Annotated in this window: 19 protein-coding genes; 8 read left to right on the top strand and 11 right to left on the bottom strand. The window is 65.4% G+C overall.

Annotation, left to right across the window (positions count from 1 at the left end; all coding sequences use genetic code 11):
• Positions 1–159: 159 nt before the first annotated feature.
• The gene (locus HFP57_RS14100; RefSeq protein WP_176870378.1) at positions 160–1,125 is read right to left on the bottom strand and encodes a LysR family transcriptional regulator; all 966 of its coding nucleotides are present in this window, start codon (positions 1,123–1,125) and stop codon (positions 160–162) included.
• A 100-nt stretch (positions 1,126–1,225) separates the two neighbouring features.
• Here HFP57_RS14100 and HFP57_RS14095 point away from each other — a divergent pair, with 100 nt between their 5' ends.
• Together HFP57_RS14095 and HFP57_RS14090 are read left to right on the top strand one after the other, a co-directional pair.
• Positions 1,226–1,738: a hypothetical protein gene (locus HFP57_RS14095; protein ID WP_246263176.1), complete on the top strand. Its 513-nt coding sequence runs from the start codon at positions 1,226–1,228 to the stop codon at positions 1,736–1,738.
• Between the two features lie 57 nt (positions 1,739–1,795).
• Positions 1,796–2,260: a cytidine deaminase gene (locus tag HFP57_RS14090; protein ID WP_176870377.1), complete on the top strand. Its 465-nt coding sequence runs from the start codon at positions 1,796–1,798 to the stop codon at positions 2,258–2,260.
• A 9-nt stretch (positions 2,261–2,269) separates the two neighbouring features.
• Here the strand turns inward: HFP57_RS14090 and HFP57_RS14085 are convergent, their stop codons facing one another.
• The 5 genes from HFP57_RS14085 to HFP57_RS14065 all read right to left on the bottom strand — a co-directional run bounded on the left by HFP57_RS14085 (position 2,270) and on the right by HFP57_RS14065 (position 7,636).
• On the bottom strand, positions 2,270–3,205 hold the full coding sequence (locus HFP57_RS14085) for an isopenicillin N synthase family dioxygenase (protein WP_246263175.1): 936 nt from the start codon (positions 3,203–3,205) through the stop codon (positions 2,270–2,272).
• Positions 3,206–3,254: 49 nt separating this feature from the next.
• Entirely contained in the window at positions 3,255–4,493 is a 1,239-nt protein-coding gene (locus HFP57_RS14080; protein WP_176870376.1) for a NupC/NupG family nucleoside CNT transporter, read from the bottom strand.
• A 1-nt stretch (position 4,494) separates the two neighbouring features.
• On the bottom strand, positions 4,495–5,064 hold the full coding sequence (locus HFP57_RS14075; protein ID WP_176870375.1) for an LOG family protein: 570 nt from the start codon (positions 5,062–5,064) through the stop codon (positions 4,495–4,497).
• Between the two features lie 64 nt (positions 5,065–5,128).
• Positions 5,129–6,115, bottom strand: coding sequence for an adenosine kinase (locus HFP57_RS14070; RefSeq protein ID WP_176870374.1), 987 nt, complete (start codon positions 6,113–6,115; stop codon positions 5,129–5,131).
• A gap of 144 nt (positions 6,116–6,259) precedes the next feature.
• Positions 6,260–7,636, bottom strand: coding sequence for a mechanosensitive ion channel domain-containing protein (locus HFP57_RS14065; RefSeq protein WP_246263174.1), 1,377 nt, complete (start codon positions 7,634–7,636; stop codon positions 6,260–6,262).
• A gap of 222 nt (positions 7,637–7,858) precedes the next feature.
• On the opposite strand from HFP57_RS14065, the gene HFP57_RS14060 reads away from it, so the two are divergent.
• From HFP57_RS14060 to HFP57_RS14035, 6 genes are all read left to right on the top strand, one after another.
• The gene (locus HFP57_RS14060) at positions 7,859–8,542 is read left to right on the top strand and encodes a queuosine precursor transporter (protein ID WP_176870373.1); all 684 of its coding nucleotides are present in this window, start codon (positions 7,859–7,861) and stop codon (positions 8,540–8,542) included.
• Between the two features lie 152 nt (positions 8,543–8,694).
• The gene (locus HFP57_RS14055) at positions 8,695–11,559 is read left to right on the top strand and encodes a glycosyltransferase (protein WP_176870372.1); all 2,865 of its coding nucleotides are present in this window, start codon (positions 8,695–8,697) and stop codon (positions 11,557–11,559) included.
• 63 nt (positions 11,560–11,622) lie between these two features.
• The gene (locus HFP57_RS14050) at positions 11,623–12,525 is read left to right on the top strand and encodes a glycosyltransferase (RefSeq protein ID WP_176871329.1); all 903 of its coding nucleotides are present in this window, start codon (positions 11,623–11,625) and stop codon (positions 12,523–12,525) included.
• Positions 12,526–12,684: 159 nt separating this feature from the next.
• A complete protein-coding gene (locus tag HFP57_RS14045) occupies positions 12,685–13,182 on the top strand; it encodes a DUF2975 domain-containing protein (RefSeq protein ID WP_176870371.1) in 498 nt (165 codons plus the stop codon).
• Entirely contained in the window at positions 13,166–13,411 is a 246-nt protein-coding gene (locus HFP57_RS14040) for a helix-turn-helix domain-containing protein (RefSeq protein WP_425500714.1), read from the top strand. The genes HFP57_RS14045 and HFP57_RS14040 overlap by 17 nt, the downstream gene beginning before the upstream one ends.
• 1 nt (position 13,412) lies before the next feature.
• Positions 13,413–13,607 carry a hypothetical protein gene (locus HFP57_RS14035; protein WP_176870370.1) on the top strand — a complete coding sequence of 65 codons (195 nt, stop codon included), beginning with the start codon at positions 13,413–13,415 and terminating at the stop codon, positions 13,605–13,607.
• Here HFP57_RS14035 and HFP57_RS14030 read toward each other — a convergent pair.
• The 5 genes from HFP57_RS14030 to HFP57_RS14010 all read right to left on the bottom strand — a co-directional run bounded on the left by HFP57_RS14030 (position 13,601) and on the right by HFP57_RS14010 (position 22,833).
• Entirely contained in the window at positions 13,601–15,391 is a 1,791-nt protein-coding gene (locus tag HFP57_RS14030) for a CHASE2 domain-containing protein (RefSeq protein ID WP_176870369.1), read from the bottom strand. The two genes, HFP57_RS14035 and HFP57_RS14030, sit on opposite strands and share 7 nt — an antisense overlap.
• A 6-nt stretch (positions 15,392–15,397) precedes the next feature.
• On the bottom strand, positions 15,398–18,952 hold the full coding sequence (locus HFP57_RS14025; protein WP_176870368.1) for a FecR domain-containing protein: 3,555 nt from the start codon (positions 18,950–18,952) through the stop codon (positions 15,398–15,400).
• 180 nt (positions 18,953–19,132) lie between these two features.
• On the bottom strand, positions 19,133–20,116 hold the full coding sequence (locus HFP57_RS14020; protein WP_246263173.1) for a HupE/UreJ family protein: 984 nt from the start codon (positions 20,114–20,116) through the stop codon (positions 19,133–19,135).
• Positions 20,113–20,928 carry a peptidyl-prolyl cis-trans isomerase gene (locus HFP57_RS14015; RefSeq protein ID WP_176870367.1) on the bottom strand — a complete coding sequence of 272 codons (816 nt, stop codon included), beginning with the start codon at positions 20,926–20,928 and terminating at the stop codon, positions 20,113–20,115. Before HFP57_RS14015 ends, HFP57_RS14020 begins: the two co-directional genes overlap by 4 nt.
• Before the next feature lie 3 nt (positions 20,929–20,931).
• The gene (locus HFP57_RS14010) at positions 20,932–22,833 is read right to left on the bottom strand and encodes a DUF3604 domain-containing protein (RefSeq protein WP_176870366.1); all 1,902 of its coding nucleotides are present in this window, start codon (positions 22,831–22,833) and stop codon (positions 20,932–20,934) included.
• Positions 22,834–22,873 lie beyond the last annotated feature (40 nt).

Here is a 22,873-nt window from a genome sequence, read left to right as displayed (position 1 = left end):
AAAACCCGTTCGACTGCCTGACTATGTCAATTTCATTCCGGGCTCAAGATTTGTCCGGACAAATTTTTCTTTAGACAAACAGTGTGTCGAGGAAACCACGCATCGGCGCGCCATGGCCAACAACCGTGCAATCGTATCCGACAACCGTTCGGGGAAAGGCTAGAGTTCCGGCGTTCCCGGCCGCAGCGCGTTGGTCACCTCGAGCAGATCGTGAACCAGCGCCTGCGCGGCGGGCTGCAAGGCGGAACTCCGCCGCGTCACGAGCATGGCCGTGCGCGCCGAGGGGAACTCCGTCCGGCGCAGCGTATGGAACTGGCCGGCCATGGTTTCGTTGATCACCAGCTCGGTCGAGAGCAGGGCGATACAATCGCTCTGCGCGATCATCGCCTTGGCGATACCCACCGAGTCCATGTCTATCGTATTGACCGGCGGTTCGACGCCCGCGGCGAGGAAGGTCGCGCAGATCTTCCGCCAGCGCTCGCCCAACGTACCCGACGTCGCCCAGGTCTGCTCGGAGAGGTCGGCCAGCGTGACGTCCGGCCTGTGCGCAAGCGGATGATCGTGCCGCATCACGATGACGTCGACATCGCCGAACAGCGTCTCGGCCTCCAGCAGCGGATCGACGGTAAAATCCGGAAGCGGGCAGCTGGCAACGAATTCCACCTCCCCGTTCAACAGCCGGTCGAACAATTTGTCCGAAGCGCCCGTCGACAGGCTGACCTTGATGTTCGGGCGGCGGCGACGGTACCGCAAGACCGTCTGGGGCGCGATCCGCGACACAAAAGACCAGCCGAAACCGGCGCGGACATAGCCCTCCTCGGCGCCGCGCAGCGCGCTCAGTTCGGCCGCGGCGAGCCGCGCTTCGGACAGGATTACCTTGGCCCGGCGGGCCAGCGAATGGGCGAAGATCGTCGGCGCGGGGCCATAGGGGCCACGCTCGAACAGCTCGACGCCGAGCTGCTCCTCCAGCTTCTTGACGCTCTTCGAAATCGCCTGCTGCGTCACGCCATTGCCGGTCGCCGCGCGGCCGAAATGGCGCAGATCGTAGACCGCCAGGAAATGCTGGAGTTTTTTCGGATCCATCGACGGTTTGATGAACCGCGTACGCAGACGGCTGTCGCCCATATCTCTCTCCCGGCTGGCACGCCTATACCATTGGTTGTTGGAGACATTCAATTCGGCTGTGATACCCGATGACGATCAATAGCTGCGCGGAGATAGCCGAATGCCGGAAGCCGGGGATCGGATACTGGACGGGCTGATGCCGGCCATGCTCGAACATGAGGGCGTATGGGAGGGCGCGTACCGCCATATCGATGCCGAAGGCGCGGAGCTGGACCGCCATGAAGCCCGGATCGTCTGCGAGTTCCCGCGCACCGGCGAGGCCGCCTATATCCAGCACAACCTCTTCACCTGGGACGACGGCCGCGAATATCGCGCGCGGCTGCCCGGCGTCTACCGCGACGGGAAGCTCTGGTGGGACATGCCGACCTTTCACGGCTATGCCTGGGAGACGGACGACGATGTCCTGCTCCTCAACCTCACCCGCCGGGACGAACCGGGCGCGTATTTCGTCGAGATCATCGTCATGGGCGAGACCGGCGACCGGCGCTCGCGGACCTGGCACTGGTTCCGGGACGGTGCGCTCTACAAACGCACGCTGTGCGAGGAATGGCGGGTCGCGACCGAGATCAGCCCAAAGGATCCGGCCTTCACGCCCGGCGAGACCCTGCGCTGAGCCAGTCTCGAGCGGCGGCATATTGGTGAAGCAAGCCGCTTCGTCTAAGGGTGCGGCATGAGCGGAAAGCGACACACACAGGCGGAGCTGGTCGCGCTGGCGCGCGACGCGGCGATCCGGGCCCATGCGCCCTATTCGGGCTTTTCGGTCGGGTGCGCCGTCGAAACCGAGGACGGCACGGTCGCGACCGGCAGCAACATGGAAAATGCCTGCTACCGGCTCGGCGTCTGCGCGGAGATATCGGCCCTGACGGCCGCGCAACAGGCGTTCGGGCTCGACAGGATCCGGCGCATCGCGGTGGCGGGCGGCCATATCGGCGAAGACGGCACGCTGACGGGCGCGCAGACGGTGACGCCGTGCGGCGGATGCCGCCAGTCGATCGCCGAAGCGCGCGACCTGTCGGGCGTCGATATCGAGGTGATCTCCGCCTCGGGCGATGGAACGGACGCAAGCGTGCAGACGATTTCCGAATTGCTGCCCGCCAGTTTCGGCCCGGACAATTTGGACGATGCCGAGCGCTAGGCCTGGAGGCTAGACCAGATTGATCTCGCGGAGCCGCTCCAGCAGATAGTCATGCGCCGATATCGGTTCGGGATACCGGTTCGGGCGATCCTCCGAGATGCAGCTCGGCAGGGTCTCGATCAGATAGTCGGGCCGGAAATGGAGGAAGAAGGGCATCGAATAGCGCGACTGGCCGCGCCGCTCGGGCGGCGGATTGACGACCCGGTGGGTGGTCGATGGCAGGACATGGTTGGTCAGCCGCTGGAGCATGTCGCCGATATTGACGGCGAGTTCCCCTTCGCCCGGCTTCACCGGCAGCCAGTCGCCGTTCGCATCGAGCAGTTCGAGCCCCGCCTCTTCCGCGCCCAGAAGCAGCGTGATCGTGTTGATATCCTCATGCGCCGCCGCGCGCACGCCCGGCGCGTCATCGGGCACCGGCGGATAGTGAATCAGGCGCATGACCGAGTTACCGTCCTCGACCGTATCGTCGAAGAAATCGGGCGACAGGCCGAGATAGGTCGCGATCGCGGTGAGGATGCGCAGCCCCGAACTTTCCAGCGCGCCGTACAACGTCGTGAAGGTTTCGCGGAACCCTTCGATTTCGTCCGGCCAGATATTGGGCGCCATCAGATCGGCGAAGCGATGCCCCTCGGGCAGCGAGCGGCCGACATGCCAGAACTCCTTAAGGTCGTGCTCGGTCGCATCCTTGGCGACCTCGGTCCCGAACGGCGTGTAACCGCGCGCACCGCCGCCGCCCTCGATATAATATTTGCGCTTCACGGCCTCGGGCAGGGCGAAGAATTCCGACGTCTTGGCCCAGGCTTGCTCGATCAGCTCCGCGGTCACGCCGTGATCGGCGACGATCGCGAAACCGTAGGTCTCGAACGAACTGCCGATCTCCTCGGCGAATCCGGCCGGGTCACTGTCCGCATGGCGGAGGGACACGGAGGCAATTTTGTCGGGCACGATGCGATCCTGAAAAGCGGCTGATAGAGTCGGGATGACACAGCCTGTGTCAGCTAAGCAAGAGCCCTGCAAGCGCCGCGCTCATCAGGTTGGCGAGCGACCCCGCGGCCAGCGCCTTGAGGCCGAGCCTCGCGATGACGGGCCGCTGGTTGGGCGCGAGGCCGCCGGTCACCGCCATCTGGATCGCGATCGACAGCAGATTGGCGAAACCGCACAGCGCAAAGGTGACGATCGCGACGCTGCGCTCCGACAAACCGCCTTCGCCGGCACCGAGCGCGATGAAGGCGACGAATTCGTTGAGCACAACCTTGGTGCCGAACAGGCCGCCGGCCGCCAGGGCCTCGTCCCACGGCACGCCGATCAGATACATGATCGGCGCGAAGACGTAGCCGACAAGCTGCTGGAAGCTGAGCTCCGAATAGCCGAACCACCCACCGATGCCGCCCAGCAGCCCGTTGGCCAGTGCGACCAGCGCAACGAAGGACAGCACCATCGCGCCGACCATCACCGCGATGCGGACGCCTGTCTGCGCCCCCATGGACGCAGCCATGATAACGTTGACCGGCTTTTCCTCCTCATATTCCACGTCGACGGGCACGGTCGGTTCGGTTTCGAGATCTTCAGGCCTATCCGGCATGATGATCTTCGCCATCAGGATGCCGCCCGGCGCGGACATGAAGGCGGCGGCGAGCAGATAATCGATCTGGATGCCCATTGCGGCATAGGCAGCAAGGATCGTCCCCGCGACACCGGCCATGCCGACGCTCATCACCGTGAACAGCTGAGAGGGTGTAAGGTTTGCCAGATAGGGCCGGATAACCAGCGGCGATTCCGACTGGCCGACGAAGATGTTGGCCGCCGCGCAAAGCGACTCGACCTTGGTGATGCCCGTCACCTTCTGGATCGCGCCGCCGACCCATTTGATGACAAACTGCATCACGCCCAGATAATAAAGGATCGACACGAGCGAGGCGAAAAAGATGATGACCGGCAGTGCGGCGATCGCAAAGCTGGTCCCGCCGATCTCCGGGTTCGCCATTGGGCCGAAGATGAAGGTCGTCCCCTCCTGCGCATAGCCGAGAAGATTGGACACACCGCGCGCCATCCCGCCGATCGCGGCGCGTCCCCAATCGCTGTAAAGAACCAAAACCGCGATACCCGCCTGCAGACCGAACGCCGCGAGAACGACCCGCAACCGGATCGCCCGCCGGTTGGAGGAAAGCAAGACCGCGAGCAGCAGGATGACCGCGATCCCGGCGAAGCTCATCAGGATATCGGGACCGTCCATACTACCAGGTCATCCCCTGTTTGGCGCCGTTTGCGGCATTGGCGAGCTGGTCGATCGCATCGCCGATATCGGTCGCGACGAGCAGTTGCTCCCGCCGGGCGGGCGAGATGAAGCCATTGGCCATGGCATGGTCGACAAAACCGATCAGCGAGTTCCAGAAACCGGCGACGTTGAGCAGGAGGAAGGGCTTGGCGTGATAGCCGAGCGCGTTCCAGGACCAGGCCTCGAACAGTTCGTCCAGGGTGCCGATACCGCCTGGCAGCGCCACGAAACCGTCGCACAGATCGGTCATCTTCGCTTTGCGTTCGTGCATGGAGGTGACAATATGCAGTTCGGTCAGGCCCTGATGCGCGACCTCGAGATCGACGAGCGCCTCGGGGATCACGCCATGCGCCTCGCCATGCGCCTCGAGCACGGCATCGGCGACCATGCCCATCAGGCCGAGACGTCCGCCGCCATAGACAAGGCCGATATCGCGCGCGGCCATTTCCCTGCCCAGCGCCTTCGCCGCCTCCGCAAATCGCGGTTCCACGCCTGCATTCGAACCGCAATACACGGCCAGTCTTCGCATTCTTTCGCCCCCGGACGATCCATCAGCGCCCCCGCATGAAGGCCGGTGCGCGACTTGTAAACGGTCAATCGGCGGCGAGATGCCGGAGCTGGCCGAGCGGGCGCGCGCCATAATCGGCGATGACCTCGGCCGCGGCGGCCGCGCCGAGCGCGAGGCTGGCTTCGAGCGGCCGGCCCCAGGCATGGCCGGCGAGAAAGCCCGCGGCGAACAGGTCGCCCGCGCCCGTCGTATCGACCAGTGCGCGCGGCGGAACCGCCGGAACCGCGACCCGTTCGCCGCGGCCAACCGCTATCGCGCCGTCGGCGCCGCGCGTAATCACGCACAGATCGACATGGCCGGCGAGCGCGGCGATCGCATCGTCGAGATCGTCGTGCCGCGCCAGCGCGCGGGCTTCGTCCTCGTTGCCGAACAGTATGTCGATCCGTCCGCTTCCCACCAGTTCGACGAAATCGGGGCGGTGGCGGCCGATGCACGCGATGTCGGACAGGGTGAACGCCACGGGGCGGCTCGCGTCATGCGCCATGTCCGCGGCCTTTTTCATCGCCACGCGCGGTGCGTCGTGATCCCAGAGATAGGCTTCGAGATAGAGGATCGCGGCTTTTGCGACCTGCGCCGGATCGATCGCGTCGACCGACAGATGTTCGGACGCGCCGCGATAGGTGTTCATCGTGCGCTGGGCATCGGGCGTCACGAGGATCAGGCAGCGGCCGGTCGTGACGTCGCCGTCGAGCGCGGGGGTATCGAAGGCGACGCCCTGAGCGCGGATATCGTGCGCGAAGATCGTACCGAGCTGATCCGAGCCGATCTGGCCGACAAAGGCCGCGCGGCCGCCAAGCGCCGCGATCCCGGCCATGCTGTTCGCCGCCGAACCGCCGCTCATTTCCTGCGCCGGCCCCATCCGCTCGTAGAGCCGTTCGGCCCCGTCACGGTCGAGCACGCGCATCGACCCCTTGCGCAACCCTTCTTCGGCGAGCAGCGCGTCGTCGGTGGGCGCGATCACGTCGACGACCGCATCGCCGATCGCCAGGACATCATAATCCGTATCGTGCAAATGAAACCCTCTTTGCTGGGGCGGAAACGGGATGGAGGACCGCGATGGCCACCGCGCCAGTCCGAGCGCCGCTATCGCGCTCGCCGTTCATTTTTTCAATCCTTTATCGCAGGATGAACCGCATCGTCCGACCTTAGCCGAATTCTATTCGATCGGCCGACTGTCGTCCAACAGATCCTTGTCGGCGGTTTCGGCCCTTTCTTCCGCCACCAGCCGTTCGATATGCGTGTCGGGCGCGGTGTCCTGATCTTCGGCGGTATCGGGCGGCGGCGCCTTGGCCGGCTGCGGCTGCCGGCCGCTTTCACCGGACAGCGCCCGTTTGATCGGCAGCGGCGCCATGTCGTCGAAACGCAGCCGGTAGATCGGTTCGGGCAGCGCGAAGCCCTGTTCCTCCAGCGCCGCCTTGGCCGCCTGAATCGCCTTGCTGCGGCCCTTGTGGAAATCGGTGTCTGTCTGATCGAGCCAGCCGTGAAAGGTCAGCACGATATTCGAATCGCCGACATCATGGATGACTCCACTCGCTTCGGGCGTGGAGAGGACGAACGGAAGGTCGTTGAGCGCGGCAAGCCCGACGGCGATCCCGTCCGCCGCGTCGTCTTCGGCATCGATGCCGAGCTCGAACGCGAAGCGCCGTTCCGGGTTGCGCGTATAGTTGAGGATCACCGATTTGAAGACGACCGAATTGGGCACCCTCAGATGGTTGCCGTCGAGCGTCATCAGGATCGTCGCCCGCGAGGTGAGCCGCACGACGCGCCCCTCGTGGGAATCGACGACGATATGGTCGTTCGCGCGAAAGGGCTGTCTCAGGCTGAGCATCAGGCTTGATACATAATTGTCGACGGTATCGCGGACGGCGAAGCCGATCGCCAGCCCGATCACGCCGGCGCCGCCGAGCACCGCGCCCAGGAGCGCGGTAGCCCCGAGGATCTGCATCAGGACGAGCATGGCGATGACGATCGACAGGAACCGGATCGAGGTCGCGACGAGCTCGGCCATGAAGACATTGGGCGCGATCCACTGCCAGAGCCGCTTGCGCGCCGCGATCCAATAGCCGAGCAGGCCGATCAGGATGGCGATGCCGAAGGCGACCGCGACGAGCGGCAGCGCATTGGCGAAGCCGCGCAGATTTTCCTGGAACGCGACCAGTGTCGGCGCGACATTGGTCTCGACATCGAGATTGCGCTCGATTTCATTTTCGACCGTGACCACACCCGTCACGCGCGACGCGATCGCTTCGGCCCGCGCTATGTCGTCGGCGGTCGGGACCGGTCCGGCCAGCGTAACGACCCCCGCCCTGGATTCGACCGAGACCTCGGAAAGCGCGTCGATCTGGCCGAAAATGTCCGCGATCCGGTCGGCGATTTCGCCGTCGGCCGGACCCTCGCTGGACAGTTCGATAGCCTGTTCGGGCGGTTCGGGGCTCGGCTCCGCCTCGCCGGTCAGCAGGTCCTGAGCGGCGGCGGGTGCCGCAACGAGGCACAGCATCAGGCATAGCAGCAGCAAAAGGGAGCGCAAACTCATCCGCTTAGCGTGGCACGATTCGGGCGCCTTGATAAGCCGTTTCGGAGACGGGCATCGATCGGATGCGTAACGCCTCTCGCGCGCGTTCGGTGGTATTGGCCGGAGCGATCATCCGGACGGCCGCATCGCCGGTTGCCGGACCATTGCATTTGTCTCGGCCGATTGGGTCGCTCTTTTCCCGGCCCTCTTTTGTTGGGACGGCGAACAGGATAGGGGACGCCGATGGCAACTGCATCGACCCCGGCGCCGCTATCGCGCTCGCTCTTCATTTTTTCAATCCTTTATGGCGGGATGACCTGCATCGCCGGCGTGCTGGCCTTCAAACAGGTCGCGCTCGGACCGCTCGCCGTCGAATCGGGGATCTTCGCCTTTCTCATGCTGGTCGTGCTGTCGAGCGCCGTGGCGCAGGTCCATGGCCGCAGGACGGCGGACAGGCTGGTGCTGTTCGGCTTTTTCCCGCTGGCCCTGTCGATCCTCCTGATCTTCCTGGTCCTGTCGCTGCCGGCTTCGGCCGAAATGCCGCCGGAAAACCTCTCCGCGTTCGAGCGGGTATTGTCGCAAACGCCGCGGATCATGGCGGCCGGGCCCGTCGCCTATGGCGTGTCGCTGCTCCTCAATGTCTGGATTTTCTCCGCGCTGCGCGGCGCCACGGGCGACGGCAGCGTCGGCATGATGGCGCGCGGCGCGATCGCCTCGGCGCTGAGCCAGTCCGTCGACACGCTCATCTTCATTACGCTCGCCTTTTACGGCGAATTTCCGATCGGCTCGCTGCTCCTCGGCCAGATGCTGGCGAAGGTGGCCCTGTCGGCGATCCTCGTGCCACCGCTGATCATTCTGCTGGTCCGGCTGGCCCGATGGCTCGACTCACCATCTTCCGGGACACGCCGTTCGGCCGATCCGGCCTGATTTCCGTTTGCGATTTTCGGTGATATAGGTCGACATCTTCCGTGCGGGATAAAGTGAAGACCGTGGTACTGCCGATTCGGCGGTAGCAATGCGCGGCTTCGTCGAGACAGGAGCCGCGGGTTATCGAACGGAAGGCCGTTATAATATTGGGGATGCACCGTTCGGGCACGTCGGCACTGGCGCGCGTGATCGATCTCGCGGGCTGGACCAAGGCCAGGACCATGATGCGGCCCTCCGAAGCGAATCGGCTCGGCCATTGGGAATCTTCCCCGATCGTCAGTCTCAACAATCGGCTGATGGGCATGCTCGACCGGGTCTGGGCCGATCCGAAACCGCTGCCCGAAGGCTGGCGGGACCGGGCCGAGTTGGAGGCTGTTGTCGACGAGGCCGCAGATCTGGTCGGAGACCAGTTCGGCGACGCCGACCGCATCGTCATCAAGGACCCCCGTTTTTCACGGCTGCTGCCGCTATGGCGCACGGTGTTCGAGAAGCGCGGCTATCGCCCGCACTTTGTCGTCGCCTGCCGCAATCCGCTGGAGGTCGCCGGCTCGTTGCGGAAACGCGACGCCATGCAACGAAACCATGCGATCCTGCTCTGGCAAAGCTATATGACGGAAGCCGAGTATCATACGCGCGACCGCCCCCGGACGCTGGTTCATTTTGGGGATTTGCTCGCCGACTGGAGGTCCGTCCTGCACGGCCCCGGCATGACGGACATCGTCGGTCCGGACGGAATTGCCGACGATGTAGCCGAGGCGATCGACGGCTTTCTGAGCCCCCGGCATCGGCATGAAGAGGTGTCGGACGGGGATTTCTTTCGATCGAAGCGGGTCTGGGCGCCGGTCAGAAAGCTCTACGCGCTGTTCAAGGATACCGAACGGGGGCTCGACGCCGTGTCGGACGAGTTCGACGAACTCCGCGCCGTCTGGGCGAAAACCTGGCTTAACCGAAGTCCGGACGAAGGCGCATCGATCTATCGCGACAAGATTCCGCTCTTCTGGATCCAGCAAAGCCGCGAGAATGCGGAAGACGGCGCTTTGGAGGACGCGATCGCAGCGGCCCGCAAGGCGGTCGAGATCGATCCGCGCATCGCCCGGCACCAGTATCACCTGGGTTCGTTGCTCGAACAGAATGAGGAGATCGAGGAAGCCGAACGCGCCTATGCCCGGGCCGTGAAGCTGTATGGCGAGGAACCCCGCTACCTGCGGTCCTGGGCGAGAACTCTCCGCCGATTCGGCCGGTCGGAAGATGCGGCGAACGCGATGCGCCAATTACTCGCGATCGAACCGGATCACGCGGAGGATTATCTGCTCCTCGGGAGGATGCTTGCCGAAGACGATCGTCCTGAAGAGGCAGCCGACGCCTTTGGCCGGGCGATCGAACTGGCGCCGGCCAAGGCGGAATATCTGAAAGCCTACAGCGAAACGCTGCTCCGGGCCGATCGCCCGGAAGCGGCGGTTGAGATTGCCGAACGCGCAGTCAAATCCTCACCGGACAATCCCGAGCTGCTGCGACAATTGGCGAAAAGCCTCGTTGCCGCGCGGAAGCTCGATCGCGCCGAAAAAATGTTCGAAAAGGCGATCGCCCGGGGGGGTACGGATCCCGATTATCTCCATCCCTACCAGGCGCTGCTCGCGCGGCGCGGCAAATATCGCGATGCCATCGAGTTGACGCGCCGGTGTATCGCGGCCGAACCGGCCGTTGCCAAACATCATTGCGATCTTGCGGACCTTCAGCTCGGCATCGGCAATCTCCATGGCGCAGCCTATTCGCAATCCCGCGCCGTGGAGCTCAGCCGCCGCGCTATCGGATTGGCGAACGGAGGGAACGACGCGGCCGGCGCTGACGAACTCGAGACGTATCTGATCGACGGAGAGACCTTTCTGCGCGACCGGGAGCAGGTCGAAGAGCTGGCGATACTCCTGTCGTGGAACCGGGCCCAGGAGCTGGCCGGCGAATCCTGCGACTCCGGGTTTTCGGACATTGAAGGGTTCGGCGCTGGCCCGGCGGCGGATGCTGCGATCGGCACACCGCCCCCTGTTCGCTCATCGCCGTCTCACGACACCTGGCGGTCGAAACTGGCCGGGCTCATAGGCGCGAACCGTCGGCGGCCGCTGGTTTCCGTGATGATCCCCGTTCACAATGTCGCGGACCCGGGCTGGCTCAGACAATCGCTCGAGAGCCTGGTGGCGCAGAAGCTGGACGCGGGCGAAATCGAGATCATGGTTGTCGATGACGCATCGGATGACGACCGGGCGAAAACAGTTGCCGAGGAATTTTCGCCGCAGGTCCGCTTCATCGCGAACAAGAGCAATCTGGGTATCGTCGACAACCACAATCGCTGCCTCAACCTGGCCCGCGGGGAATTCATTCATGTCCTGCATCAGGACGATTTCGTCGGCGAAGGATTTTATCGAAAGCTGCTGCCGCCGCTGATGGTCAAGGAACGGCTCGTCGCCGCCTTTTGCCGGGCAAGGACGGTCGACGCGGACGGCCGACACCGCGGCGACCAGCCCATACTCCAACAGGATCCGGGAGTTGTCGACAATTTTACGAGAAAGATCGCCGCCCGCCAGCAGATATTGTTTCCGGCGATCATTGTCCGCCGGAGCGCCTATGAACGGATCGGCGGTTTTCTGCCGGCGTCGACCTTCGCGTTCGACTGGGAGATGTGGGCGCGGCTGTCCGCGCTTGGTGAGATTTGGTACGATCCCGAAATATTGTGCAGCCATCGCGAACACCAGTCCTCGACCACCAACAGCATGGGCAATCTCGAGCGGCTGATCGACGGCATCCGGATCGCCGCGTTCAACGCCAGCCATTTGCCGCCATCCCAACGCCGGCCAACCCTGGCCACCTCGATCTATCGGCTGTTGTTGCGAGACTGGCACCGGATCCTGCGCGAGGAATTCGACACGTCCGACAGCCCGACCGTCGAGACGTGGGTTACCTTCCTGATCGGCGGATCGCTGGGCAACCGGTCGAAACATCTGCTCGCCAACGCGCTGAGCGACTGAACCCGCTGCCGGCGACGCAGCCGTGCTTCACAGATGCGACGGAGTTTCTTAGGGCATCGCGTGATGCAGAAACCCGCGCTCTCGATCGTCGTGATATTCCACGAAATGCGCCGCGAAGCCGAACGGACCCTGTTCACGCTCTCGCCGGCATATCAGCGCAATGTCGGCCCGGACGACTATGAGGTGATCGCGATCGACAACGGATCGCGCAAACCGCTCGATGCCGGTTTCGTCACCGGCTTCGGCCGCAATTTCCGCCATATCCTTTTCGAAACCGGTTCGCCCTCGCCCGCCGCAGCGGTAAACCGCGGGATCGATACGGCGCGGGGCGAACTGGTCGCGGTGATCGTCGACGGCGCGCGCATGGTGTCCCCCGGTCTCGTCGCCGCGACCATCGGGGCGGCCGCCACCCGGCCCGACCCTTTCGCCCTGACGCTGGCCTGGCATCTGGGTCCCGACGTCCAAAACGTTTCGATGCTCGACGGCTACGACCAGGATACCGAGGACGCCCTGCTCGCGTCGATCGACTGGCGCGGGGCCGGCTATGCGCTCTTCGACATCGCCACACTGGCCCCGTCCTCGCGCTGCGGCTTTCGCGGCGGCATGCCGAGCGAATGCAGCTGGTTCGCGATGCGCCGCGACAGCTACCGGCGCCTTGGCGGTTTCGACGAACGCTTCCAGTCCCCGGGCGGCGGCCTCGTCAACCAGGACTTCCTGCACCGGATCCTCGCCGCGCCCGGAATCCAGCCGATCGTGATCCTGGGCGAGGGTTCGTTTCATCAGTTCCACGGCGGCGTGGCGACCAACGTTCCGATGGCCGAGCACCCGATGCCGGAATTCCGCGCCGAATATGCGCGGATCCGCGGCCGGGAGTTCGCCCCGCCCCGGCTGCCCGCCCCCGATTATTTCGGCCGGATACCGGCCCGTGCGCGCCGGTTTCTGTCGGACGGTCCGGGACGCCAATAAGTTCGGCTACCTGCTCGCAAGCGACCGCCGTCACGCCTTCCATCCCATACCGAATTCAATTCTTGTTTTGTAAAATTAAAGTGATACTTTAATTTTATCGACTATAAGCCATGATTCGCTATGACAGAGATCGCTTCCCATCGCCGCTTCGCGAGGTTTTTGGCCCTCGCCACTCTTGTCGGCGCCATCGCCCTGCCGCTGATCGCGATCGCGATCTGGGTCTTCTGGGACTCGCTGGCGCCCGCGGCGTCGGCCAATCTCGGCCATGGCTTCGATCTGTCGCGGCTCGGACCGGGCGCCCGCCTCGCCGGACTTGCGGTGTCGCTCGCCGGTGCGCTGCTCTGGTCCTATGGCCTGCTGGCGCTCCGACGCACCTTTCTGGAAGCGGCCAAGGACCGTCCCCTGTCGTGGGAGGCGGTGCGCGGTTTCCGGCGGTTCGCCTGGATCGCGCTGGCGATGGTGTTCGTCGGTGCGCTGCAGCGGACGCTGCATATCCTGATCTATTCGATCGGCAGTCCGGACATGGACGGCCGGCTCTCGATCCAGTTCGGGACTCCCGAGCTGGGCGCACTGTTCATCGGTCTGCTGTTCGTTTTCGTCGCGCATGTGTTCGCCGCGGGACAGCGGGCGGCCGATGAAAATGAGCGTTTCCTGTAGCGGCCCCGGGCGGATGCGGATCGTCATCAACCTCGATGTGATGCTGGCCCGGCGCAAGATGCGCCTCAAGGAGCTGGCCGCCACGATCGGGCTGACCGAACAGGCGCTGTCGATGATCAAGACCAACAAGGTGCGCGGCGTGCGGTTCGATACGCTGGTCAAGATCTGCGATGCGCTCGACTGCCAGCCCGGCGATATATTGGAGTTTGTCCGCGATGAAGAGAGTTAGGATGTTGGCGCTCGCCGGCGGAGTGGCCATGGTCTGCGCCGCCTGCTCGACGATGAACTGGCAAAGCGACGGCGAAGCCTGGCGCGAAAGCCAGTGCCGCGCAAAATATGGCGCGCCATGCGCCGAGCTCGACCGGCAGCGGATCGAACATGATCTGCGCGACGTGGTCCCGGAGTCCGGACCGGACGGTCACTGACCGGGCACGGCCTGGATCGCATCCTCGACCGTGAATACCGAAATCGCCTCGACCTTGCCGCGCACCGCGATGCGATCGATTTCGGCGAGCGACACGGCATCGCCAACGAGATTCGCGGTCGCCTGGCCGATCACGATGCCGACCCCGTAATCCTTGCACTTGGCTTCGAGCCGGGACGCCGTGTTGACCGCATCGCCGAGCGCCGAATAGTCGAACCGCTGGTCCGATCCCATATTGCCGACGACGCACCGCCCCGTGTTGAGGCCGATGCCGATCCGGATCGCCATCGGTTCGCCGTTCCGCCGCGGCATGCGCCCGGCGAGCGCGGCATTGATGCCGGGCATCGCCGCGCGCATCGCCATGCTCGCCGCGAGCGCGTGCATCGCATGGTCGGGATCGTCGAGCGGCGCATTCCAGAAGGCCATGATGCAATCGCCCATATATTTGTCGATCGTTCCGCCATGGGCGATGACGATATCGGAGAGCGGGGTCAGCACGTCGTTGATCAGGCGGACCAGCGCTTCGGGATCGTCCTTCATCGCTTCCGAAATGGCGGTGAAGCCTCGGATATCGGCAAAGAGGATCGTCAGTTCGCGCTGCTCGCCGCCCAGCTTGAGCAGTTCCGGCTTGGCGATCAGCTGTTCGACGACGGCCGGCGCGACATATTGGGAGAAGGCGCCCTGAATCTCGCGCCGCCGCCGCTGTTCGGCGGCGAAATCGCGCCCGCCGATTGCCATGACGGTCAGCACCGCCGCAAATGCCGGCTCGGCCGGCGAGACCCAGAACCGGCCGAACCGGAGCGACAGCCAGCTCGTGCCCACCGCCACGAGCAAGAACCCGAGCGCGAGGACCAGCTTGCTGACCGGGCTTTGCGGGCGCGACGCGGCGAGCCCGCTCGCGACCCCCAGCAGCAGCGCGATCCACGCCAGCCATTCGGGCTGCGGCTGGATCGAGAGGCCGTGCCGGAGATTGTCGAACAGCGTCGCGTGCAGTTCGGGGCCGGGCATCAGCCGCCGCGTGGTCAGCGTATAGGGCGATTCGAAGACATCGACGCCGGTTTCGCCCACCTCGGGCGAGGCCTGGAGATTGTAGCCGACGATCACGACGGCATCGCGCAACATGTCCGGCGGCAGGAAACGCTCGGGATCGAGTGCCTGATAGTAGGAGATGCGGGGATAGGTGCCGGCCGGGCCGAAATACTGGATCAGATCGCCGCCGGCATTCCGCACCGGTTCCCCGCCGCTGGCCTCGAGCAGCTGTAACGCGAAACCGTCTTCGTAGGCCGGCACGGTGCGTGCGACGCCGTCGCCGCCCAGCGAGATGCTGACAATGCCGCTGATCGCGCCCGCCTCGATCAGTGCGGGAAAGGGCTCGGTGCGGACGAGCATCGTCCCGAAATCGCTTTCGGTGAGCGACTCATCGGCGGCAAAGACGATATCGGGCCCGGCCGCAGCAGCGAGCGCCGCGTCGGCGGCGGGATCGGATTCTTCTGCGAAGACGATGTCGAACCCGATCGTGCGCGCGCCCGCCGCGCGCAATGCGTTAATAAGATCGGCGTGGATCTCGCGCGGCCAGGGCCATTGCAGGCCGATCTCCGAGAAGCTCGGCTCGTCGATCGCGACGAGGACGATGCCGGGTTCCGCGGGCACCGGCTGCCCGGCCGTCGACAGCAGGTCGAACCCGCGATGCGCGATATCGGTCCAGACCGGCAGCAGCCGCAGCATCGCGACCAGCACGACGACGATCAGCGCGAGCGAGATGTCGGAGGAGAGCAGCTTGCGCATACGGCGCTAAAAGCGGACGGCTGCGGAGAGCAGCAAGGTGAAGCCGGGCGCGGGAACGGCCGTGGCGGATTCATAATCCTCATCCAGCAGGTTGAGAGCCGCGGCCGAGAACAGGAAGCGGCGGTCGAGCGGTTCCCATTCGACGCGCAGATCGACCGTCGTATAGTCGTCGAGCGGCGTCCGGATGTCGTCGCTCTGCCCGCCGACGAAATTGCCCGACAGGATCGTGCGCAGGCGAAACGGGGCCGGCACCGTCCAGGTCAGGCTGGCCCGGGCGACATGCTCGGGCACGAAGGGGAGCCGGTCGCCGGGTTCGAACCGGCATTCGAAACCGCCGATATCGGCCGTGCTGCAGCCGAAACCGCCGCCCAGCGCCTGCGATGCGTTGAGCCCGGTCGCGAAGGAACCGCGAATGGCGCTGTCGGTATAGGCATAGGCGGCGCGCAGGCCGATATTCGCGCCCGGCCACCAGTTGATCTCCGCGCCGAGCCGCCGGACCGTCACCGGACCGCCCTCGGCATCGATCCGCAAGTCGGGAATCGTATAGTCGACGGCGGCGAACCGCTGGTCCTGATATTCGATCGCCGTGAAGAACCGGTCGGTCCACTGCGCGTCCCAGCGGACGATATGGCTGCGCGAGCGCGACAGGCCGGCGGCCGGCGCGATATTCGCCTTGAGGCCGATGACATTGACCGGGCGGAAGCTCAGCGGAAAGAGCGATTCGGTTTCCCGCAAGGTGGCGAAACGGACCCATTGCCCCTCGCCCGGCTCTATGGCGCCGCCCAGCCGCCAATTGAAGCGCGTCCGGTCGTTCGAGAACAGCGTGACCCCGCCGTCGACATTGCCGCTCAGGCGGACATCGACCAGTTCCGCCTGCCCCTGGACGATCAGCCAGTCGGCCGCGCGATAGCGCAGATCGATATGCCCGCGCAGTTCGCGAACCTCGGCATTGATGTTCGGCACATCGTCCGGGTCGCGCGTCGCCGGAATATCGGCGTCGAACGGAAAGCTGCGGTCGGCGACGGTCAGATCGGCATATTCGATCCCCGTGCGCAGATCGAGAAAGCCGAAGCTCTGGGCGAAATTCGCGCTCACATAGGAAAAGTCGATCTCGTCGATCGTGATCCGGTCGGGAAGCGGCGCCAGCGAGCTGACATTATAGTCTTCGACGGTTTCGCCGATCGTGCCGTAACCGGCTGCGATCGTGCTGCGGCTGCGATAGCCGAACTCATGGCTCCACAGGCCGAAGGCGAAGCGGTTGTCGGTGCGCTCCAGCTCGCGCGGGTCGGCGGACCCGTCGTCCGCAAGGAAGGTGAGTTCCTGCGTCTCGGCGCGTTCCCGCTCGCGTTCATAGGTCAGGCTGAGCGCCACCTGGTCAAGCGGGCCCGGCTCGAACCCGGCAAAGGCTTCGACCGCAAGGTCCTCGCCGCCATCGCCGCGCGAGAAGAAGTCGAGATCGGGCCGGCGCCGCGCATCGCCGAAATCGGTATAGTCGACATCGATATTGAAGCCGATCGGAAACGGCGCGGTGACGATGCCGTTGACGCTGCCGTGCGCCGTGACGCGTTCCCGCAGCGTTTCGGCGAGATAGGACGCGCCGAGTTCGGCTTCGAAGAAATCGCCATTGTCGAACAGAAGCTGCCGTTCGGAATTTGCGACGCTCAGCGGATCGAGCGCGATCCCCTGCAGGAAGCTCGACAGCTGGTCGAGATCTTCGGCGGCGCCGGCGTCGAAACTGCCATCGGCGTCGCGCACGACGAACGGGCCCGGCGTCTGGTTCAGCGCCTGGTCGAAATAGCTGGAAGGGGTGAAGCTGTCGAAGACCCGGTCGGCATAATAACGGCCCCAGCCCTCGAGCCCGAGAAAACGGAAGGCCTGGGACACCAGACTGCCAGTCTCGCGATTTTCGGAGAGATTGGAATAGACGCCGCCGCGCGCGCGGAACCGATCGAGCGCCTCGCCCGCGCCGGCAACCGCGTCGTCGGCGGCATAGCGGTGCAGCGCGATCGCGGTGCGGGCAAGCGGGGTCAGCGGGCTGTTGGCGTCGAGCCGGTCCGCCGCGTCGAGCTGCTGCGCGGCCGATGCGCTGTCGCCGAGCCGGTAATAGATTTCTGCCAGCTGGATCAGCGCGCGCGCATAGGCGGGATTGTCGGCCGAGGCGGCGAGCCCTTCTTCAAGCGCCTGTTCAGGGTCTCCGGTGCGCAGATGATATTCGGCGAGCGACGTCCGCACGATGGACAGCGAAGGGTCGAGCGCGAGCGCGCGGTCGATCGCGGTACGCGCCGCAGCCATCCGCCCCTGATCGAGCAGGATCAGCGCGCGGCGGGCATGCAGCGCGGCATTCGCCGGATCGAGTTCCAGCGCGGCGTCGATGGCGCGCATGGCTTCGCGCCGCCCGCCGCGTTCCAGCCGGATATCGCTGAGCGTCTGGTAACTGTGCAGCCGGTCCGGATCGAGCGCCACCGCGCGTTCGGCATCGGCCAGGGCGCGATATGGTTCGCCGCGATAATCGGCGGCGATCTCGGCCCGCAGCGCCAGCGCCGCCGCATCGTCGGGGTCGCGCGCTAGCGCTGCGGCGACTGCGGCGCTTGCCGTATCGGCGTCGCCCAGCAGCAAAGCCGCGCGCGCCTTTATCTCGTAAAGGCGCGCCGCGTCGGGGAAACGGGCCAGCCCCGCATCGGCGGTTACCAGTGCCCGATCGAGTTCGCCGATGAAGCTCTGGATATAGGCGCGGACGGCGTAGGAATCAGGATCACCTTCATCGAGCGGCGGTATGTCCCGATCCTCGCCCGAGCGGATCGCGACGACGAAATCGACGAAACCGGCGACGGCCTCGTCACGCGGTCCGCCCGCAGCGTCGATCGCGGCGCGCGCGGCGTCCCGGTCGCCGCGCCGCGCCTCGGCAAGCCCGGGCACATCTTCGCCGGCGAACAGGTCGAGCCCGTCCTCGAGCGCGAGGAAATAGAGCATCTGTTCGCGCCCGACGGGATTGACGAGCGCGACCCGGGTCGGCGCTTGGCCGAGCAGTGCGCTGGCCGCCTCGCCCGCGCCAACCGCGACGCTGCCCTGATCGTTGAACAGTTCGACCTCGCCCGCAAAGACCTGCAGCGACGTCTGCCCCTCATCGGCCGTTATCGACCATTCGGTGCCCCGGATACCGGCAGTCGCGGCTGGCGTTTCGACCGACAGATTGGAGCCGCCCCCGCGTGGCGTGCGCCCCCAGGCCCGGCCGCGGCGCAATGTCATCGAGGACGGCGAACCGCGGCGCACGGCGTTGACCCGCAGCACCGAATTGCGCGCGAGCCGGATCTGTGTCCGATCGGCAAAGACGATGGCGAGCGCGCCGCGCGCATTGGTGCGGATGACGTCCCCGGCCTTCAGATTCTGCCGGACTTCGAGCCGCCGCACCCTCGGCGACGGCACGAGGATCGCGGTCTCGCCGCCGCGCGCCGAGATGACGCGGCCGGACAGCGGCGCATCGCGCGGCACCGGATCGGCCTGGGCGGGTATGGCGGTGACCAGAGCCAGCAGGGCCGCCGGCATCAGGCGCAATCTGGGCATCAAGCTGTCACGTCCTCACACGCTGATGCGGCCCGGCGTGGACGGCAACGGCCGACCACCCAAGCGTCCTACAGAAAAATCGCCGGGCGACCAACCGCCTTTTGCGGTGACTCGTTGAAATCGCGAGCAAACCCAGGCGATACCTGTCGTGCTTTCCCGTTCGGAGGCGCAGCCAGCCTCTCACGCGAATGTGCGTTCGATGAACCAGTAACTGGCCGTGATGCCGATCGCGTAGGCGGCAAACCGTTTCGCCGGCTGGGCACCGGCATGCGCAACGTGATCGACCATTGCGAGCATGCCAAGCGCGACGAAGACGATGGCGAGCTGGCCCAGTTCCACGCCGAGATTGAATGCCAGCAGCGCCATGGGCGTTTCGCTTTCCGGCAGCCCGATTTCAGCGAGCGCACCTGCGAAACCGAAACCGTGGAGCAGGCCGAACAGAAAGGCGACGAGCCAAGGGATCCGTTCGGACAGGCGCGGCGCGTCGCCGGCGCGGCTTTTGACGATCTCGACCGCCAGGAACAGGATCGACAGGGCAATAAGGGCTTCGACGGGACGCTGCGGGAGCCCGAAAAGGCCGAGCGTCACGCCGACCAGCGTTATCGAGTGCGCGATCGTGAAGGCGGTAACCGTTTTGGCGATCGTCCAGCCGCCCTTGAGCAGCAGCACGAGCGCCAGCACGAACAGCAGGTGATCGAAACCGAACAGGATATGCTCGACGCCGAGAAAGAGATAGGCGCGCCCCACCTGCCACCGACCGGGCCGTTCGGCGATGACCGCCAGCGGCTCTGCTGCCGTCAGCCGGAACGCCTGCACCGGCCGGTCCAGCGGCGCGATGCGGACCAGCACATCGACAAGGCCGGCCTCGAAATTGGCAAGACCGGTCCTCCGCCCGGCAACCGGGCCGCTGCATTCGACCGGCCACCGGGTCACGATCGCGCGCGCCGACGGCGTCCGCACGGGTTCGCCCATCGTGCAGCCGGCCGGGACCACCGGTATCGCCGCGAGCGCCCCGCCGTTGCCGAACGGGGCCTTCCAGTTCAGCCGCCACCGGGTGTCGCTTTTCTGGGTGAAATCGAGATAGCCGGGCCGCATCTCGTCGGCCGATGCGGCGGTCGGCAGCAACGCGAGCAGCAAGACGAGGACCGGGACGAGATACTTCAATCGACGTCCGCCACTTCGACCGAATAGCGGGTCCGCAAAAGCGCATAGGCCTGTTCCTCGCGCTCGGCGAGGGTCGCGGCCCGCCAGTCATTCTCGACCCGCTGCCTTACATCGGCGAGCGCCGGCGGGTCGCCTGTTTCATGCGCCGTCACGCGGATCAGATGACGGCCGAAGCCCGAACGGACCGGCCCCTGCCACTCCCCGATCCGCTCCAAATCGATCGCGCGCGCAAAAGCCGCGCCGAACCGGCGCTCGATCTCGGAACGGCTGGCGTCGGCCATGGACGGCGGCAGCGATATCGGCGCGCCCAGTGCCGCCGGATCGCCGCCCTGCCGCAATCGCCGCAGGACATCGTCCGCTTCGCCGTCCTCGCCGAGATAGACCTGATCGAAACTCGTTATCGCATCCGGCGCGTAGAGCGCGGCGTGATCCTCCAGCCATTGGCGGAGTACCGCCTCGTCCGGACTCTCGGATTCCGCTGTCGCCCGGGCGAGAAATTCCATCTTGGACCGCAGCCGGCGGCGGATAACGATGTCGTCCTGGTCGAGGCTGAGACGCAGTGCCTCGCGGTAATAGATTTCCTCGCGGACATGGGCCTCGATCGCCCGATCCAGCTCCTCCGCGGTCGGCGGACGCTGCCAGATACGCTCCCAGTTCGCGGACAGCCGCGCTATCCTGTCTTCGTCGACGATGATCGTCCGGCTGCCGGAATCGACTGCATCCGACCGGCCGAGGACGAGGAACAGCAACAGACCCGCTACGAGAAAGTGAACGAGCGGCTCGCGCGCCAGGGACCGCCACCGGCTTTCCATCGACTAGGCTTCCGGCGAATACCAGACCTGCGAGCTGTAGGCGCGCTCCTGCGCGACCAGTTCCGTCTGCGGATCGATGTCGGCGCCGAAGCGCAGGCGGTCATAGACGGGCCAGCGCGGCGTCGGAATTTCGAGCACGCGGACATAATAAAAGGCGCGCTCCGACGGGTCGAAATCGGGATCGGTCCAGACCATCCGGAGTTCCGGATCGCCGATGCTGTTTTCATAGGTCGCCGTTTCGAGATTCACCGTGTTGCCGACCGGCGCGAGATTGCCCTCCGCATCGATGCTCCGTTCGTCGGCATCGCCCCAGGCGACATCATAGACCCGCTCCTGCAACTCGCCATCGGCATCGAGCCAGCCCTTGACGATCTGGATGCGATCGAGATGGGCGCCTTCCGGATCCATGAGCGCGGTGACAAGGAATCGCGGCGCCTCGCCGGTACCGGCCAGATTGCCCCCCATCGGCACGGCGCGATCGTAAAGGCTGCACGGGTCGGCGCCGAGATCGGCCTCCGAAAGACCCCATCCGGCGAACAACCGCACCGTCATCCGCGGCCCGGTCGTCGCATAGACCTCCCGCCGCGCCATCGCATCGAACAGCGCCGCGCGCGAATTGGCGCCGGCCCAGACACCGGCATAGCCGCCGGCGAGATACTGCCAGCCGACCCGCCCCCGGATGGCCGCGCCGACCGAACTTGCCGCGCGATTAGCATTGGGTTCGTCGGCGACGAACTTGCCGAAATAATTGTCCTCGTCTCCGGTCGCCAGCGCGGTGTGACTGTCGGTCGCCCCGATCATCCCGAACTGGAAGGGATTGACGCCGAGCAGGGATTCAAGGAGCAGGCCGCGCTTCAGCGCCTCGCGCGCATATTCGCCGGCGAACATGCCGGGCTCTTTCGGCGCCGAGGCGTCGAGATTGGCGGTATCCCAACCCGTATTGCCGAAATCGGCGAATTCGTCGTCGGGCGAAAGCGTGGGATGGGCTTCGCCGTCGCCCTTGAACTGGGTGACTTCGACGATCGGCTCCCAGCGCTGGCGCCGCTCCGCATAGTCGCGGGTCGGCGGGCCGCCCTCGAAATCGGTCATCGCGAACATCAGGCCGTTGGAAAGATTGGCGTTGTGCGGAATCGCCATCGCCCGACCGCCCGTCCGTTCCTCATAGGCGGCCAGATAGGCCCAAAGGTCTTCCGGGTCCTGGCTCTGATTGGCCGGGAACGGCAGCGTGTCGCCGAACACGTCCGTCCCGTCGCGAAACATCACCACGCGATGCAGATTGTTGCCGGTGGGCATCGAGGTATATTCATAGCCGATGAAGCTGGTGAAGGTGCCGGGCTCGTTATAGCGCTCGACGGCTTCCAGATGCTCCTGCCAGGTCGAGACAATCGTCTCGCGCGCCAGCTCGGGATCGGCCAGCCGCTCGGGTAACGTGTCCTGAGCATAGCCGACGATGAGTTCGCGCGCCGCCCGCGTCGACTGCTCGAGGCTCTCGTTCATCATCTCGTGCCAGCGCCGGATCGTTGGATCGGAAATCAGTTCGGGATCGCCCTCCGCGATGCGTCGGCCGATGCCGATGACCTCGGCATGGTCCGACACCACGAGGAAATCGAGCGGCCGGGAGAGTTGCGCGTCGAGGCCGGTGGTCGAACGGACCTGGTCCCCGCGCGCGAACCGCAGTGCATCCTCCGTCGTCAACCGGACGCCGTTGAACACCGCATCGGCGCTGTTGGCGGTATGGAGATGGGTGTCGCCCCAATAGACCTGGCTGGGACAGGCCGCCGTCCCGCCGTCCGCCGAATTCGCAAGCTGCTGCGGGGTCTGCTGTTGCTCGCCGGACTGGCATGCCGACAGGATCATGGCCGACAATGCCAGCGCGGCACTCGTCCTTTGCAGTGTGCGTTTCATTATCATTGCGCCCTCCCCGATTTTTGCCGGAGGTTATGCG

It is taken from the genome of Parasphingopyxis algicola, assembly GCF_013378075.1.
Taxonomy (GTDB): Bacteria; Pseudomonadota; Alphaproteobacteria; order Sphingomonadales; family Sphingomonadaceae; genus Parasphingopyxis; species Parasphingopyxis algicola.
This window is presented reverse-complemented; position numbering and strand designations above follow the sequence as displayed.